This is a genomic window from Vibrio ruber DSM 16370 (assembly GCF_900163965.1).
Taxonomy (GTDB): domain Bacteria; phylum Pseudomonadota; class Gammaproteobacteria; order Enterobacterales; family Vibrionaceae; genus Vibrio; species Vibrio ruber.
Map to the genome: position 1 here is coordinate 37,663 of NZ_FULE01000039.1, position 15,716 is coordinate 53,378.

Annotated in this window: 11 protein-coding genes and 4 tRNA genes; 2 read left to right on the plus strand and 13 right to left on the minus strand. The window is 45.6% G+C overall.

The features are described from left to right. Nucleotides 1-96: 96 nt before the first annotated feature. The gene (locus VR7878_RS14435; RefSeq protein ID WP_077336781.1) at nucleotides 97-591 is read left to right on the plus strand and encodes an Rsd/AlgQ family anti-sigma factor; all 495 of its coding nucleotides are present in this window, start codon (nucleotides 97-99) and stop codon (nucleotides 589-591) included. A 113-nt stretch (nucleotides 592-704) separates the two neighbouring features. Here VR7878_RS14435 and rpoC read toward each other — a convergent pair whose 3' ends face one another. The 13 genes from rpoC to VR7878_RS14500 form a co-directional block, all read right to left on the minus strand. Next, nucleotides 705-4,907, minus strand: a complete 4,203-nt coding sequence (gene rpoC, locus VR7878_RS14440) for a DNA-directed RNA polymerase subunit beta' (RefSeq protein WP_077336782.1) — start codon at nucleotides 4,905-4,907, stop codon at nucleotides 705-707. An 80-nt stretch (nucleotides 4,908-4,987) separates the two neighbouring features. Further along, entirely contained in the window at nucleotides 4,988-9,019 is a 4,032-nt protein-coding gene (rpoB, locus tag VR7878_RS14445) for a DNA-directed RNA polymerase subunit beta (protein WP_077336783.1), read from the minus strand. Nucleotides 9,020-9,261: 242 nt separating this feature from the next. Next, entirely contained in the window at nucleotides 9,262-9,633 is a 372-nt protein-coding gene (gene rplL, locus VR7878_RS14450) for a 50S ribosomal protein L7/L12 (RefSeq protein ID WP_077336784.1), read from the minus strand. 57 nt (nucleotides 9,634-9,690) lie between these two features. Continuing rightward, nucleotides 9,691-10,182: a 50S ribosomal protein L10 gene (gene rplJ / locus VR7878_RS14455; protein ID WP_077336785.1), complete on the minus strand. Its 492-nt coding sequence runs from the start codon at nucleotides 10,180-10,182 to the stop codon at nucleotides 9,691-9,693. Between the two features lie 266 nt (nucleotides 10,183-10,448). Next, entirely contained in the window at nucleotides 10,449-11,150 is a 702-nt protein-coding gene (gene rplA, locus VR7878_RS14460) for a 50S ribosomal protein L1 (RefSeq protein WP_038181321.1), read from the minus strand. Nucleotides 11,151-11,154: 4 nt separating this feature from the next. Further along, nucleotides 11,155-11,583, minus strand: a complete 429-nt coding sequence (gene rplK, locus VR7878_RS14465; RefSeq protein WP_038181318.1) for a 50S ribosomal protein L11 — start codon at nucleotides 11,581-11,583, stop codon at nucleotides 11,155-11,157. 129 nt (nucleotides 11,584-11,712) lie between these two features. Then, the gene (nusG, locus tag VR7878_RS14470) at nucleotides 11,713-12,261 is read right to left on the minus strand and encodes a transcription termination/antitermination protein NusG (RefSeq protein ID WP_001287510.1); all 549 of its coding nucleotides are present in this window, start codon (nucleotides 12,259-12,261) and stop codon (nucleotides 11,713-11,715) included. Nucleotides 12,262-12,274: 13 nt separating this feature from the next. Beyond that, a complete protein-coding gene (gene secE / locus VR7878_RS14475; RefSeq protein WP_021021756.1) occupies nucleotides 12,275-12,658 on the minus strand; it encodes a preprotein translocase subunit SecE in 384 nt (127 codons plus the stop codon). Nucleotides 12,659-12,874: 216 nt separating this feature from the next. Further along, nucleotides 12,875-14,059 (minus strand): elongation factor Tu, encoded by a 1,185-nt coding sequence (gene tuf, locus VR7878_RS14480; protein ID WP_038181313.1) that lies wholly within the window; start codon nucleotides 14,057-14,059, stop codon nucleotides 12,875-12,877. A 100-nt stretch (nucleotides 14,060-14,159) separates the two neighbouring features. After that, nucleotides 14,160-14,235: transfer RNA gene (locus tag VR7878_RS14485), tRNA-Thr, on the minus strand. Nucleotides 14,236-14,247: 12 nt separating this feature from the next. Beyond that, nucleotides 14,248-14,322, minus strand: a tRNA-Gly gene (locus VR7878_RS14490). 38 nt (nucleotides 14,323-14,360) lie between these two features. Then, nucleotides 14,361-14,445: transfer RNA gene (locus VR7878_RS14495), tRNA-Tyr, on the minus strand. Between the two features lie 36 nt (nucleotides 14,446-14,481). After that, nucleotides 14,482-14,557: transfer RNA gene (locus VR7878_RS14500), tRNA-Thr, on the minus strand. 208 nt (nucleotides 14,558-14,765) lie between these two features. Here VR7878_RS14500 and coaA point away from each other — a divergent pair. Beyond that, the gene (coaA, locus tag VR7878_RS14505) at nucleotides 14,766-15,689 is read left to right on the plus strand and encodes a type I pantothenate kinase (RefSeq protein ID WP_077336850.1); all 924 of its coding nucleotides are present in this window, start codon (nucleotides 14,766-14,768) and stop codon (nucleotides 15,687-15,689) included. The last annotated feature ends 27 nt before the right edge of the window (nucleotides 15,690-15,716 follow it).

Genomic DNA, 15,716 nt, shown 5'->3' on the forward strand with positions numbered 1-15,716 from the left:
ACCATGTTATAACCCTCTCGTATGAATAAGATATTGTGTCTCCGACATAACTGCCACAGCAGGATCTCCCGACAACTGGGAGCAGATCATGAGGGCATGACCATGCTTAAAAAATTCAAGAGAATACAAGAGCAGTGGGGAGGTTCCAGTGATGTCATTGATCAATGGTTGGACTCCCGACAAACTTTACTCGTAAAATATTGTAAACTTGCCTCATTGCAGCCCTGTACTTCCAAAGCGGCTCTCAGTGAACTCCCGTCAGCCAATGATATTCATCAGTTTTGTCAAAAATTGGTCGATTACATTTCCACAGGTCACTTTAAGATCTACGATACCGTTAAAGCTAAATGGGAATCAACCGGGTTTACGGCGACAGACGAGATCAACCAAACTTATTTCTCAATTGTTGAGACAACCGATCCGCTACTCAACTTTGCAGATAAATATCTGGATATCAGAGATGATGAACATCTGGAAAACTTTGACCGGGATCTATCTCATTTAGGGGAAACATTAGAGGCACGATTTGAACTCGAAGACGAACTGATCCAGATGATTGCAGACAGTTTATCCGTTCCTCCCGGAGCATAACTTATCGATCGTGCGATCTCACCATGCATATAACATGCATATAAGCTGAATGCTGGTATTCAGACTGATATAAAAAAGGCGCCTTCCGGCGCCTTTTTACATATCAACAATGATTACTCATCAGACGAAAAGCCCGCATTCAGCAATGCAGCTAAGTTGTCCGTTGCTTGTTCAGCGGATGGACCTTCTTTCTGCGCATCACGTCTTGCATGACGTTCCTGATGGTAAGCAAAACCAGTACCGGCAGGAATCAATCGACCAACGATGACATTCTCTTTCAGACCACGTAAGTCATCACGCTTACCAGAAACCGCAGCTTCTGTCAGTACGCGAGTCGTTTCCTGGAACGACGCAGCAGAGATGAATGATTCTGTTGCCAAAGATGCTTTGGTAATACCCAACAGTTCACGTTCATAACGTGCAGGTTCTTTACCTTCCGCAACTAATTGGCGGTTAGCAATTTTCACCTGAGAGTACTCAACCTGTTCGCCAGCGAGGAACTCAGAATCACCGGCAAAAGTGATGGTACACTTACGTAGCATCTGACGAACGATTGTCTCAATGTGCTTGTCATTGATTTTAACGCCTTGTAAGCGATAAACTTCCTGAACTTCGTTCGCAATGTACTGTGTCACAGCATGGATACCACGCAAGCGCAAGATATCATGCGGAGACTCAGGACCATCAGCAATCACGTCACCACGTTCGACTTTCTCACCTTCAAACACGTTAAGCTGACGATGCTTAGGAACCATTTCTTCATAAGTATCCCCGCCTTCACGCGTGATGATCAGACGACGCTTACCTTTGGTTTCTTTACCGAATGACACAGTACCTGTGTGTTCAGCCAGAATCGCAGGCTCTTTTGGTTTACGAGCTTCAAACAGATCCGCAACGCGAGGCAGACCACCGGTAATATCCCGGTTACCGCCAGATTTCTGAGGAATACGAGCCAGCGTATCACCGACACCCACTTCCGCACCATCTTCCAGGTTGACAATCGCTTTACCCGGCAGGAAGTACTGAGCTGGCATATCTGTACCAGGAATCATGACATCACGACCTTGTTCATCAACCAGTTTGATTGCAGGGCGCATATCTTTACCGGCAGAAGGACGGGCAGCCGCTTCTGTTACTTCACTTGAAGACAGACCGGTTAAGTCATCCATTTGACGAGAAACCGTCACGCCATCAATCATGTCCACGTATTGAACACGACCCGATACCTCGGTGATGATTGGCATGGTGTGCGCTTCCCAGTTTGCAACAACTTCACCAGTGTCAACTAAGTCACCGTCAGCTTTGCTCAACAAGGAACCATAAGGTAGTTTGTGTTTCTCTTTCGTCCGTCCGAACTCATCGATAATGGTCAGTTCAGTGGCACGAGAAGTGATGACAAGCTTACCGTTTTTGTTCGTTACGAATTTCGCATTATTCAGTTTTACAGAACCTTTGTTCTTCGTCTGAATACTGTTCTCGGCCGCTGCTGTCGATGCTGCACCACCGATGTGGAACGTACGCATCGTTAACTGAGTACCAGGTTCACCGATAGACTGAGCGGCGATAACCCCAACCGATTCACCTTGGTTCACCAAGTGACCGCGAGCAAGATCACGACCATAACATTGAGCACAACAACCGAAGTCAGAATCACAAGTAACAACCGAACGAACTCTCAATTGGTCAACTGAGTTTTCATCGATGATCTGACACCATTTCTCGTCGATCAACGTGTTACGAGGAATCAAAATTTCTTCAGTCCCCGGCTTAAGCACATCTTCTGCAACCACACGACCCAAAGCAAGTTCAGTCAAAGCAACTTTAACATCACCACCTTCGATATGCGGCATCATCTCGACACCTTCGTGCGTACCACAGTCATGCTCAGTGACAACAACATCTTGTGCTACGTCAACAAGACGACGAGTCAGATAACCTGAGTTCGCTGTTTTCAGTGCTGTATCCGCAAGACCCTTACGAGCACCGTGCGTTGAGATAAAGTACTGAAGAACGTTCAGACCTTCTTTAAAGTTCGCCGTAATCGGTGTTTCGATGATCGAACCATCCGGACGCGCCATCAGACCACGCATACCGGCCAACTGACGAATCTGAGCAGCAGAACCCCGGGCACCGGAGTCAGCCATCATGTAAATGCTGTTAAATGACTCTTGCTTCTCTTCATCACCCTGACGGTTGATGACTGTTTCAGAAGACAGGTTTTCCATCATTGCTTTCGCAACACGATCGTTGGTTGAAGCCCAAATATCGATCACCTTGTTATACCGCTCACCGGCAGTCACAAGACCTGACTGGAATTGCTCCTGAATTTCACGAACTTCTTCTTCAGCTTCAGAGATCTCAGTATATTTCGCTGGTGGTACAACCATATCGTCGATACCAACAGAAACGCCTGACAATGCCGCGTAAGCAAAACCGGTATACATAATCTGGTCAGCGAAGATAACCGTATCTTTCAGACCCAGTTTACGATAAGCCTCATTCAACAGATTCGAAATCTGCTTTTTACCCAGTTTTTGGTTCACAAGGCTAAATGGCAGACCTCTTGGCACGATTTGCCACAACATTGCACGACCAATGGTTGTATCAACCATTTTGGTTTCTGTCGTTTCACGGCCGTCTTCATCACGAACAGTTTCAGTGATGCGGACTTTTACGCGTGCGTGAAGCGCAGCAGATTTGGTGCGATATGCTTTCTCTGCTTCAGCCGGACCAGCAAGGTACATGCCCTCACCCGGTGCATTGATCTTTTCACGCGTCATATAGTAGAGACCCAAAACAACGTCCTGTGACGGTACGATGATTGGATCACCTGATGCTGGTGACAGGATGTTGTTGGTTGACATCATCAGCGTACGCGCTTCAAGCTGTGCTTCGAGTGTCAACGGCACGTGAACCGCCATTTGGTCACCATCGAAGTCCGCGTTATACGCCGCACACACCAATGGATGCAGCTGAATCGCTTTCCCTTCGATTAGAACAGGTTCAAAAGCCTGAATCCCCAAACGGTGAAGTGTCGGTGCACGGTTCAGAAGTACAGGGTGTTCACGGATAACTTCATCCAGAATATCCCATACGACCGGCTCTTCACGTTCAACCATTTTCTTCGCAGCTTTGATCGTCGTCGCCAGACCACGAGTTTCTAACTTGCTGTAGATGAATGGTTTAAACAGCTCTAAAGCCATTTTTTTCGGCAGACCGCACTGATGCAGACGCAGGTATGGACCAACGGTGATTACAGAACGACCTGAATAGTCAACACGTTTACCCAGCAGGTTCTGACGGAAACGACCTTGTTTACCTTTGATCATATCCGCAAGCGATTTCAGCGGACGCTTGTTTGAACCGGTAATCGCACGACCACGACGTCCGTTATCCAACAACGCATCAACTGATTCCTGTAGCATCCGTTTTTCGTTACGGACAATAATATCCGGAGCAGCAAGCTCAAGCAGACGCTTCAGACGGTTGTTACGGTTAATCACACGACGATATAAGTCATTCAGATCAGAGGTTGCAAAACGACCACCATCCAAAGGAACCAAAGGACGTAAATCCGGTGGCAAAACAGGAAGCACGGTCAGAATCATCCACTCAGGATTGTTTCCGGAAGCAATAAATGCTTCAACCAGCTTCAAGCGTTTAGTCACTTTTTTACGTTTTGTTTCAGAGTTTGTTGTATTTAACTCTTCACGCATCACTTCAGCTTCATGGTGCATATCCATAGAACCCAACAGGTCCTTGATAGCTTCTGCGCCCATTTTCGCTGTAAATTCGTCACCCCACTCTTCGAGACGATCCAGATACTCTTCTTCAGTCAGTAACTGACCTTTTTCCAGATCGGTCATTCCCGGCTCGGTAACGACGTACATTTCAAAATAAAGTACACGCTCGATATCACGCAGCGGCATATCCATTAAGAGGCCGATACGAGACGGAAGCGATTTCAGAAACCAGATGTGAGCAACAGGAGACGCCAGTTCAATGTGTCCCATACGGTCACGACGAACTTTAGTCTGAGTGACTTCAACGCCACATTTTTCACAAATCACACCACGGTGTTTCAAACGCTTGTACTTTCCGCAAAGACACTCATAGTCTTTTACCGGACCAAAAATACGCGCACAAAACAAACCGTCACGCTCCGGTTTGAACGTCCGGTAGTTGATAGTTTCAGGTTTTTTCACTTCACCAAATGACCACGAACGGATCATATCAGGTGAAGAAAGACCGATTTTGATTGCATCAAATTCTTCGGTCTTGTGCTGTGCTTTCAGAAAGTTTAATAAGTCTTTCACAATCAGCTCCTGTAAGGAGTTAAAAGGCGCTAGGTCGCGCCTTTCTACCAGATAACTCTATTCTAAAACTTAGAACAGAATTACTCTTCGTCTTCTAGCTCAATGTTGATACCCAGTGAGCGAATCTCTTTCAACAATACGTTGAACGATTCTGGCATACCCGGTTCCATGCTGTGATTGCCGTCGACGATGTTTTTATACATCTTCGTCCGACCATTCACGTCATCGGATTTCACCGTCAGCATTTCTTGAAGTGTATAAGCAGCACCATAAGCTTCAAGTGCCCACACTTCCATCTCACCGAACCGCTGACCACCGAACTGAGCTTTACCACCAAGTGGTTGCTGAGTTACAAGGCTGTAAGAACCGGTTGAACGTGCATGCATCTTATCGTCAACCAAGTGGTTCAGTTTCAGCATGTACATGTAGCCGACAGTAACCGGACGCTCGAAAGCATCACCGGTACGGCCATCAAACAATGTCAACTGACCGGATTCAGGCAGATCTGCCAATTTCAGCAGTTGCTTGATTTCTGGCTCTGTTGCACCGTCGAATACTGGTGTCGCAACTGGAAGACCATTACGTAAGTTATTCGCTAAAGTGCGAACATCATCATCTGAAAGGGCGGAAATATCCACTTTCTGACGAATGTCATTACCTAATGTATAAACTTCCTGTAAGAACTCACGCAGTTTGGCAATTTCTTGCTGCTCTTTCACCATCTGGTTGATCTTGTCACCGATTCCTTTTGCAGCTGCACCTAAGTGAACTTCAAGAATCTGACCGATGTTCATCCGCGATGGTACACCGAGTGGGTTCAGTACGATATCAACAGGGCGACCGTTTTCGTCATATGGCATGTCTTCTACAGGGTTAATTTTTGAAATAACACCTTTGTTACCATGACGACCAGCCATTTTATCACCCGGCTGAATACGACGTTTGACCGCTAAATAAACTTTGACGATTTTCAGAACACCCGGGGCAAGGTCATCACCTTGTGTGATCTTGCGGCGCTTCGCTTCAAATTTCTTATCGAAATCAGCTTTTAGCTCATCCCACTGTTCTGCAAGCTGTTCAAGTTGTGACTGAAGCTCATCATCTTCCAGAGTTTGTTCCAGCCATCTCTTGCGCTCAATAGAATCAAGTTTTGCTTCAGAATAACCGCCAGACAACAGAACCGATTTAACACGGGCAAGCAAACCACCTTCCAGAATTTGGAACTCTTCTGTCAGGTCTTTTTTCGCTTCTTTTAGCTGCATATGTTCGATTTCAAGTGCACGTTTATCTTTTTCAACGCCGTCACGAGTGAAGACTTGAACATCGATAATCGTTCCTGAAACAGAGTTTGGTACACGCAGTGAAGTATCTTTAACGTCTGACGCTTTTTCACCAAAGATCGCACGGAGTAGTTTCTCTTCCGGTGTCAGTTGCGTTTCGCCTTTTGGCGTCACTTTACCAACCAGAATATCACCGCCCTTAACTTCAGCACCGATGTAGACAATACCTGACTCATCGAGTTTGGATAGTGCCGCTTCACCAACATTTGGAATATCCGCAGTGATTTCTTCAGCACCGAGCTTAGTATCACGCGCCACACAAGAAAGCTCTTGAATGTGAATGGTCGTAAACCGGTCTTCCTGAACTACACGCTCAGAAACAAGGATCGAGTCCTCGAAGTTGTAACCATTCCAAGGCATAAATGCGATACGCATATTTTGCCCAAGTGCCAGTTCACCCAAATCGGTTGAAGGACCATCAGCAAGCACATCACCACGGGCAACAGGTTCGCCCGGCATCACGCAAGGACGCTGGTTAATACATGTGTTCTGGTTAGAACGTGTGTACTTGGTCAGGTTATAGATATCAATCCCTGCTTCGCCCGGAATCAACTCATCTTCATTGACTTTGATAACGATACGAGAAGCGTCAACAGACTGAACATGACCACCACGTTTGGCAACCGCAGTTACACCTGAATCCACAGCAACATTACGCTCAATACCAGTACCGACCAACGGCTTATCAGCACGAAGGGTTGGTACTGCCTGACGTTGCATGTTCGCACCCATCAAGGCACGGTTCGCATCATCGTGCTCAAGGAATGGGATGAGCGATGCTGCAATCGATACAACTTGGTTAGTCGCAACGTCCATATAGTTGACGTGTTCACGAGGGTGCAGACCCGATTCACCTTTTTGACGAGCGGTGATCAATTCATCAGCAAACGTGCTTTCTTCAGTCAGTTTAGCGTTTGCCTGAGCAATAACGAACTGACCTTCTTCAATCGCAGACAAATATTCCACTTCATCGGTGACAACCCCGTCAACAACACGACGATATGGCGTCTCAAGGAAACCATATTCATTACAACGTGCAAACGCAGATAATGAGTTGATCAGACCGATGTTTGGACCTTCAGGTGTTTCAATCGGACATAAACGGCCATAGTGAGTTACGTGAACGTCACGCACTTCAAACCCTGCACGCTCACGCGTCAGACCACCGGGACCCAATGCAGAAATACGACGTTTATGCGTCACTTCTGACAGCGGGTTGTTCTGATCCATAAACTGAGAGAGCTGAGAAGAACCGAAGAACTCTTTCACTGCTGCCGAAATTGGCTTGGCATTGATCAGATCTTGTGGCATGACGTTGTCCAGATCACCCAGACTTAAACGCTCTTTTACTGCACGCTCAACACGAACAAGACCAACACGGAACTGGTTCTCTGCCATTTCACCGACGCTACGAATACGACGGTTACCCAAGTGGTCGATATCGTCAACTTCGCCGATCCCGTTACGGATAGCGATCAGTTTTCTCATCACTTCGATGATATCGAATTCGTCGAGTGTTCCCAGATCGCCAGCATCAGTCCGCTCAATAGAGCTGTTGAACTTCATCCGTCCAACCGTTGAAAGATCATAACGCTCTTCTGAGAAGAACAGACTTTCAAACAGTGCTTCAGCTGCTTCTTTTGTTGGTGGCTCACCAGGGCGCATCATCCGATAGATTTCAACCAGTGCTGAAATACGATCAGTTGTGCTGTCGATACGCAATGTATCTGACATAAATGAGCCGTGATCAAGGTCATTGGTATAGAGAACCTCAATCTTCTTATAACCGGCTTGAGAAAGATTGGCCAACGCTTCAAGACTTAGCTCTTGGTTCGCTGCAACAATCAGTTCTCCGGTCGATTCATTCACGTAATCTTTCGCTGCAACCTTGCCGACAATATATTCGACAGGCACTTCGATGAATTCAACCGCGTCTTTTTCCAGCTGACGAATATGACGAGCAGTAACACGACGACCTTTTTCGATATAGACCTTTCCGTTTGCTTCAACATCAAAGCTGGCTGTTTCACCACGTAAACGTTCAGGAACCAAAGCCATCATCAGCGTTTGATCTTTCACTTCGAAATGTATTTTTTCGAAGAAAATATCCAAAATCTCTTCTGTTGTTTTGCCTAACGCACGCAGAATAATAGAAGCTGGTAGTTTGCGACGACGGTCGATACGAACATACAAGTTATCTTTCGGATCGAATTCGAAATCAAGCCACGAACCACGGTAAGGAATGATACGTGCGTTATAAAGGACTTTTCCTGATGAGTGGGTCTTACCCTTATCGCTGTCGAAGAACACGCCGGGGCTTCGGTGCAGCTGGGATACGATAACCCTCTCAGTACCATTAATTACAAAAGTACCATTATCTGTCATGAGTGGGATTTCACCCATGTAGACTTCTTGTTCTTTAATATCTTTGACAGTACCCGCTGGTGCGTCTTTATCAAAAATAACCAAGCGCAGTTTAACACGCAGAGGTTTTGAATAAGTTACACCACGAATTTGACATTCTTTCACATCAAAAACTGGCTCACCAAGACGGTAGCTAACGTATTGCAGCTCAGAGTTGCCATTGTAGCTCTGGATCGGAAACACAGAACGAAAAGCAGCCTCTAGACCATATTGTCCTTCAGGATCCTGTTCGATAAATTTGTCGAACGAATCGAGCTGGATCGATAGCAGGTATGGAATGTCCAACACTTGTGGACGAGTACCAAAGTCCTTGCGGATGCGCTTTTTCTCGGTATAGGAGTAAACCATGGGGTTCCTCAGCTCGCTGATAAGTGACCCAAACTGCCCACCTTTGTTACATTAAAGGGAAACGGCAGTGACTAACTAACTGTTTACTGTAGTGACGTTTATCACGTTGAGATAAACGTTTCTTTGCACGAATGTCGAATGACTAAACAGTAGGAAAATTCATCGACACCCTACAGCGCAAAAAGGCCGGTGGTCAATAAACCACCAGCCATTAGCCTTTCGGCTAAGCGATTAAGTAAGAATTACTTAAGCTCAACAGTTGCACCAGCTTCTTCAAGTTGTGCTTTAAGAGCTTCAGCTTCTGCTTTCTCAATGCCTTCTTTGATAGGAGCAGGAGCACCGTCAACAAGTGCTTTCGCTTCTTTCAGACCCAGACCAGTTGCGCCACGAACTGCTTTGATTACAGCAACTTTGTTCGCGCCAGCAGAAGCTAGGACAACGTCGAATTCAGTTTGTTCAGCAGCAGCTTCACCACCAGCAGCAGCGCCACCAGCAACAACAGCAGCGGCAGCAGAAACACCAAATTTCTCTTCCATTGCTTCGATAAGTTCAACAACTTGCATTACAGACATTTCTGCAATAGCGTCTAGGATTTGCTCGTTAGTAATAGACATAACAATTCTCTTCTAAGTCAACAATTAGTTTAATAAGCAACCAGTAAAAAGCAAGCCTTATGCAGCTTCTTGTTTTTGGTCGCGGATAGCAGCGATAGTACGTGCCAGCTTGCCAGCAGAAGCTTCTTTCATGCACATCATCAGACGTGCAATAGCTTCGTCGTAAGTTGGTAGCGTTGCGAGTACTTCGACATCAGCGATAGAACCTTCGAATGCAGCTGCTTTGATCTCAAAATCTTTATTCTCTTTTGCAAAGTCTTTGAAAAGACGTGCTGCAGCACCTGGGTGCTCAGTAGAGAAACCAATCAAAGTAGGACCTACGAATACGTCTTTCAGACATTCGTAGTCTGTGCCTTCAACTGCGCGGCGTGCTAGTGTGTTACGAACAACTCTCATGTAAACACCGGCTTCACGAGCCTGTTTACGCAGAGAAGTCATCGCACTAACTTGAACACCACGAGAATCAGCAACAACTGCAGAAAGTGCACCACTGGCTGCTTCGTTGACTTCAGCAACAATTGCTTTTTTGTCTTGAAGATTTAAAGCCATCTTGGATTTACTCCTGGTTGTCGTTACACCACTCACTATTCTCATCAACAGTGAGAGCTTTTTAGGTGCAGTCCCAGAAGAAAGTTATAAAAATAGAGCTTTCGTCAGTTCGGGCACCATCTACGTAGGTTTGATTAAGCCATCTCAAGGACGACGCCTACGGTCTTGGACGGAGACTGGATTATAGTTCAAAGAACCAAGGTTCAGCCCCAACCACAAATATTAGGCGCAAGATTATACATAAATTTTACGCCTAAGCAAATAAATTAAGCTTGAGTGCTTAAAGTTGCCTGATCAATTGCAACACCAGCGCCCATCGTTGTAGAAAGACTTACTTTCTTCACGTAAGAGCCTTTCGATGTAGATGGTTTTGCTTTTTTCAGTGCAACAATCAGTGCTTCTAAGTTTTCTTTCAATTGTTCAGCATCGAAAGAAACCTTACCGATAGTTGTATGGATGATCCCATTTTTGTCATTACGGTAACGAACCTGACCAGCCTTCGCGTTTTTAACCGCTTCAGCAACGTTTGGTGTTACAGTACCAACTTTAGGGTTTGGCATCAGGCCACGAGGACCAAGGATAGTCCCTAACTGACCGACAACACGCATTGCATCTGGAGATGCAACAACAACGTCAAAATTCAGTTCGCCTTTCTTCACTTGTTCAGCAAGATCTTCCATACCGACAAGATCAGCACCCGCTTCTTTTGCTGCGTCAGCGTTTGCACCTTGAGTGAAAACTGCAACACGAACTTCACGACCAGTACCATGAGGCAGTACAGTTGCACCACGAACATTCTGATCAGATTTACGTGCATCGATACCCAAGTTCACAGCAACGTCGACAGACTCAACAAATTTTGCAGTCGCCAGTTCTTTCAGCAATGCAACAGCTTCGTTGATATCATATTCTTTAGTAACATCCACTTTTTCGCGGATAGTACGCATACGCTTAGTTAGTTTTGCCATGATATTAACCCTCTACCACTAGACCCATTGAACGAGCAGTACCCGCGATAGAACGCTTCATTGCTTCGATATCTGCACCAGTCATATCCGCAGCTTTAGTTTCTGCGATTTCCTGAATTTGAGCGTCAGTAATTGTGCCCACTTTCTCTGTATTAGGACGACCAGAACCAGACTTGATGCCTGCTGCTTTCTTCAGAAGCACAGCTGCTGGTGGTGTCTTCGTTTCAAAAGTGAAAGAACGGTCGCTGTATACAGTGATAACAACTGGAATCGGAAGACCTTTCTCTACAGATTCTGTTTTTGCATTAAATGCTTTACAGAATTCCATAATGTTCACACCGCGCTGACCCAGTGCTGGACCAACTGGTGGACTTGGGTTTGCCATACCTGCTGCAACTTGCAGCTTGATATAAGCTTCAACTTTCTTAGCCATGATATTTCCTACATAATGGGTAGTAACGCTAATCGACTGATCAGCTCCCCGTTTCTAGTGAAGACCTGTAAAAAGGCGCGAAATTATAGTCAAATTTCGCGCCTTAAACAAGTCTAAAAAGATGGTTTTTTAATCGAGTTTTTCAACTTGACCGAATTCAAGCTCAACCGGAGTTGCCCGACCAAATATTGAGACAGAGACTTTCAAACGGCTCTTCTCATAATCAACTTCTTCAACAGTACCGTTAAAGTCAGCAAATGGCCCGTCATTAACACGAACAACTTCACCCGCTTCAAACATGGTTTTCGGCCGTGGTGCTTCACTCGCTTTCTCCAGACGATTCAATATAGCATCTGCTTCTTTATCAGTAATCGGAGCCGGACGATCAGATGTTCCACCGATAAATCCCATAACCCGAGGAACACTACGCACTAAGTGCCAAGATTCATCATTCATGATCATCTGGACGAGTACATAGCCAGGGAAGAATTTTCTTTCACTTTTACGGCGTTGGCCAGCACGCATCTCGACAACTTCTTCCGTTGGTACTAATACTTCACCAAACAACTCTTCCATACCATGCATTTTGATATGTTCACGCAGTGACTGTGCCACTCGTCCTTCAAATCCAGAAAAGGCTTGAACAACATACCAGCGTTTTTTGGGAGCTTCACTCATGAATTAAACCCTCTTATACTCCAGTCGCAAATGCAACAAGGCGAACCATAATACCGTCAATACCCCATAGGGCCAAAGCCATCACAACACAGACAGCCAGAACAATTAAGGTGGTTTGCACGGTTTCCTGACGTGTAGGCCATATTACTTTACGAATTTCCATACGCGCTTCTCGCGCGAAGCTCACCGCTTCTTTACCTTTCACAGTGATCGCTGCAATACCTAATGCGGCAGCAATTAAGACAATAACACCAGCAGAACGAATAACGACAGAAACCGTTTCACCATAAAAGGAGTTACCCACAACAGCGGCAGCCAACAGAACAATAGCAATCAACCATTTCAGTTTATCTGCTGCATTTGAGCTCTCAGGAGTTTCAGCATGATTTGCTTTCATAACCCAACCTGTCACAAATCTAAATATAGACGACAATAAACCCCACTGTTGCAGGGCAAACTAACAAAAATAAGCGTTCGAAGCTTACTTTCAGAAACAAAGACACCTTCTCTGTCTCAAACCTTTTACTTTTGACTAACAAATCGTCAAAATAAATCTTCAGTGCAGAAAAAGGGCATCAAATGATGCCCTTTTTACTAGCGCCGAGTCAAATCATTATGCAATGATTTTTGCGACAACACCAGCGCCAACTGTACGGCCACCTTCACGGATCGCAAAACGAAGACCTTCGTCCATCGCGATTGGGGCAATCAGTTCAACTGTCATCTGAATGTTATCACCTGGCATCACCATCTCTACGCCTGCTGGCAACTCGATGCTACCTGTCACGTCCGTTGTACGGAAGTAGAACTGTGGACGGTAACCTTTGAAGAATGGCGTATGACGACCACCTTCATCTTTTGACAACACGTAAACTTCTGATTCGAACTTAGTGTGTGGCGTGATTGAACCTGGTTTTGCCAGTACCTGACCACGTTCTACTTCGTCACGCTTAGTACCACGAAGTAACACACCAACGTTCTCACCTGCACGACCTTCGTCAAGCAGCTTACGGAACATCTCTACACCTGTACAAGTTGTCTTCGTTGTGTCTTTCACACCAATGATTTCAACTTCGTCACCAACGCGGATGATTCCTTGCTCTACACGACCTGTTACGACTGTTCCACGGCCTTGGATTGAGAATACATCTTCGATTGGCAGCAGGAATGCTTGGTCAATCACACGCTCTGGCTCTGGGATGTAGCTGTCAAGAGCTTCTGCCAACTCAACAATCTTCTTCTCCCACTGCTCTTCACCGTTCAGTGCACCCAGCGCTGAACCTTGGATGACTGGTAGGTCATCTCCTGGGAAATCGTATTCTGACAGCAGTTCACGAACTTCCATTTCTACCAGCTCAAGCAGCTCTTCATCATCTACCATGTCACATTTGTTCATGAAGACGATGATGTAAGGAATACCAACCTGACGGCCTAAGAGAATGTGCTCACGAGTTTGTGGCATTGGGCCATCTGTCGCAGCAACAACTAGGATACCACCGTCCATCTGTGCTGCACCGGTGATCATGTTTTTAACATAGTCCGCGTGTCCAGGACAGTCTACGTGTGCGTAGTGACGTGTCGGTGTATCGTACTCTACGTGTGAAGTAGAAATTGTAATACCGCGCTCACGCTCTTCCGGGGCGTTATCGATTGACGCAAAGTCACGTGCTGCTCCGCCGTATACTTTAGAAAGCACTGTACAGATTGCTGCTGTTAGTGTTGTTTTACCGTGGTCAACGTGGCCGATAGTACCAACGTTTACGTGCGGTTTCGTACGTTCAAATTTTTCTTTAGACATCAGTTGTCCCTCTAGGTACGGATTAAGGTGGCTTTCATGACCACGCAACCAAAATTTACTGGTAGTAAAGTATATAACAAAAGGAAATATTTGCTTAGAGTGGTGCTGATACCCAGATTTGAACTGGGGACCTCACCCTTACCAAGGGTGCGCTCTACCGACTGAGCTATATCAGCACTCGGAAAGGTTGGAGCGGGCAGCGGGAATCGAACCCGCATCATCAGCTTGGAAGGCTGAGGTAATAGCCATTATACGATGCCCGCACACGTATTTAACCCTAAGAGCTATTTCCTTAAGAATATGGTGGAGGGGGACGGATTCGAACCATCGAAGGCAGTGCCGGCAGATTTACAGTCTGCTCCCTTTGGCCACTCGGGAACCCCTCCAAATTTTAAATCGTCTCTTTTTGTTGAAAAAAGAGATGGTGCCGACTGCCGGAATCGAACTGGCGACCTACTGATTACAAGTCAGTTGCTCTACCTACTGAGCTAAGTCGGCGCATAAGTGGGGCGAATTCTATTGAATGATTTCTTTGCTTGCAAGTATTTCCAAAAAAAAAAATACAATTTTATCTCGTTTTTATCTATTTGTTGTTTTTTCAAGCAGTTTTCGCAGTAACTGACGAAATATATCGCCATTCTTTGTTGCTTTCTCTGCTTCTTGAGGTATGTTGCTCTTTTATCCGATTTCAATCGTTGGAAAGATTATGGATCCTTATCTCTCATTCGACAGACGCCAGTGGTCGGATCTGCGTAATTCCGTTCCCATGACTTTGTCAGAAGATGATTTAGTTGAGCTGCAAGGTATCAATGAATCATTAAGTATGAAAGAAGCTGTTGAAATCTACTTACCGTTAGCTCGTTTACTCAACCTCTACGTTGCAGCCAGACAAAGCCGTAATACCGTCTTAAACCAATTTTTAGGCCATACTGACATTGCCCCCCCATTTATTATCGGCATTGCAGGCAGTGTTGCTGTCGGGAAAAGCACAACGGCAAGGTTGCTCAAAGCACTGTTGTCTCGCTGGGACAACCACCCCAAAGTTGAACTCATTACTACCGATGGATTCCTTTATCCCAATGAAGTGCTGTTAGAAAAAGGGATTATGCAGAAAAAAGGATTTCCGGAATCTTACGATATTAAATGTCTGGTGCAGTTTGTTTCTGATGTTAAATCCGGGAAGAAAAATATCTCAGCCCCGGTTTATTCTCACCTGACCTATGACATCACTGGGGAAGTAAAAACGGTTGATGCTCCCGATATTTTGCTCATTGAAGGCCTCAACGTGTTACAAAGTGGGATGGATTATCCCCATGCCCCCCATCGCGTTTTCATTTCAGATTTTCTCGATTTTTCCATCTATGTCGATGCAGAATCATCCCTGATTGAAAAATGGTATATCGAACGTTTTATGAAGTTTCGCCATGGTGCCTTTAAAAGACCGGGCTCCTATTTTAGTCACTACACAAAGCTGAATGAGTCGGAAGCCCACTCCATCGCAAAAAATATCTGGCGGGCCATCAATGGCAAGAACTTACAGGAAAATATTTTACCGACGCGAGAGAGAGCACAACTAATCCTGCGAAAAGGAATTAACCATACTGTTGAAGAAATTCTGTTGCGACAGTAATGATAATGGGGCGTATGCGCTACAGAA

Coding starts and splice junctions, on each gene's coding strand:
- VR7878_RS14435 (WP_077336781.1), top strand. CDS start 97: ATGACCATGCTTAAAAAATTCAAGAGAATACAAGAGCAGTGGGGAGGT.
- rpoB (WP_077336783.1), bottom strand. CDS start 9,019: ATGGTTTACTCCTATACCGAGAAAAAGCGCATCCGCAAGGACTTTGGT.
- rplL (WP_077336784.1), bottom strand. CDS start 9,633: ATGTCTATTACTAACGAGCAAATCCTAGACGCTATTGCAGAAATGTCT.
- rplJ (WP_077336785.1), bottom strand. CDS start 10,182: ATGGCTTTAAATCTTCAAGACAAAAAAGCAATTGTTGCTGAAGTCAAC.
- rplA (WP_038181321.1), bottom strand. CDS start 11,150: ATGGCAAAACTAACTAAGCGTATGCGTACTATCCGCGAAAAAGTGGAT.
- rplK (WP_038181318.1), bottom strand. CDS start 11,583: ATGGCTAAGAAAGTTGAAGCTTATATCAAGCTGCAAGTTGCAGCAGGT.
- nusG (WP_001287510.1), bottom strand. CDS start 12,261: ATGAGTGAAGCTCCCAAAAAACGCTGGTATGTTGTTCAAGCCTTTTCT.
- secE (WP_021021756.1), bottom strand. CDS start 12,658: ATGAAAGCAAATCATGCTGAAACTCCTGAGAGCTCAAATGCAGCAGAT.
- tuf (WP_038181313.1), bottom strand. CDS start 14,059: ATGTCTAAAGAAAAATTTGAACGTACGAAACCGCACGTAAACGTTGGT.
- coaA (WP_077336850.1), top strand. CDS start 14,766: ATGGATCCTTATCTCTCATTCGACAGACGCCAGTGGTCGGATCTGCGT.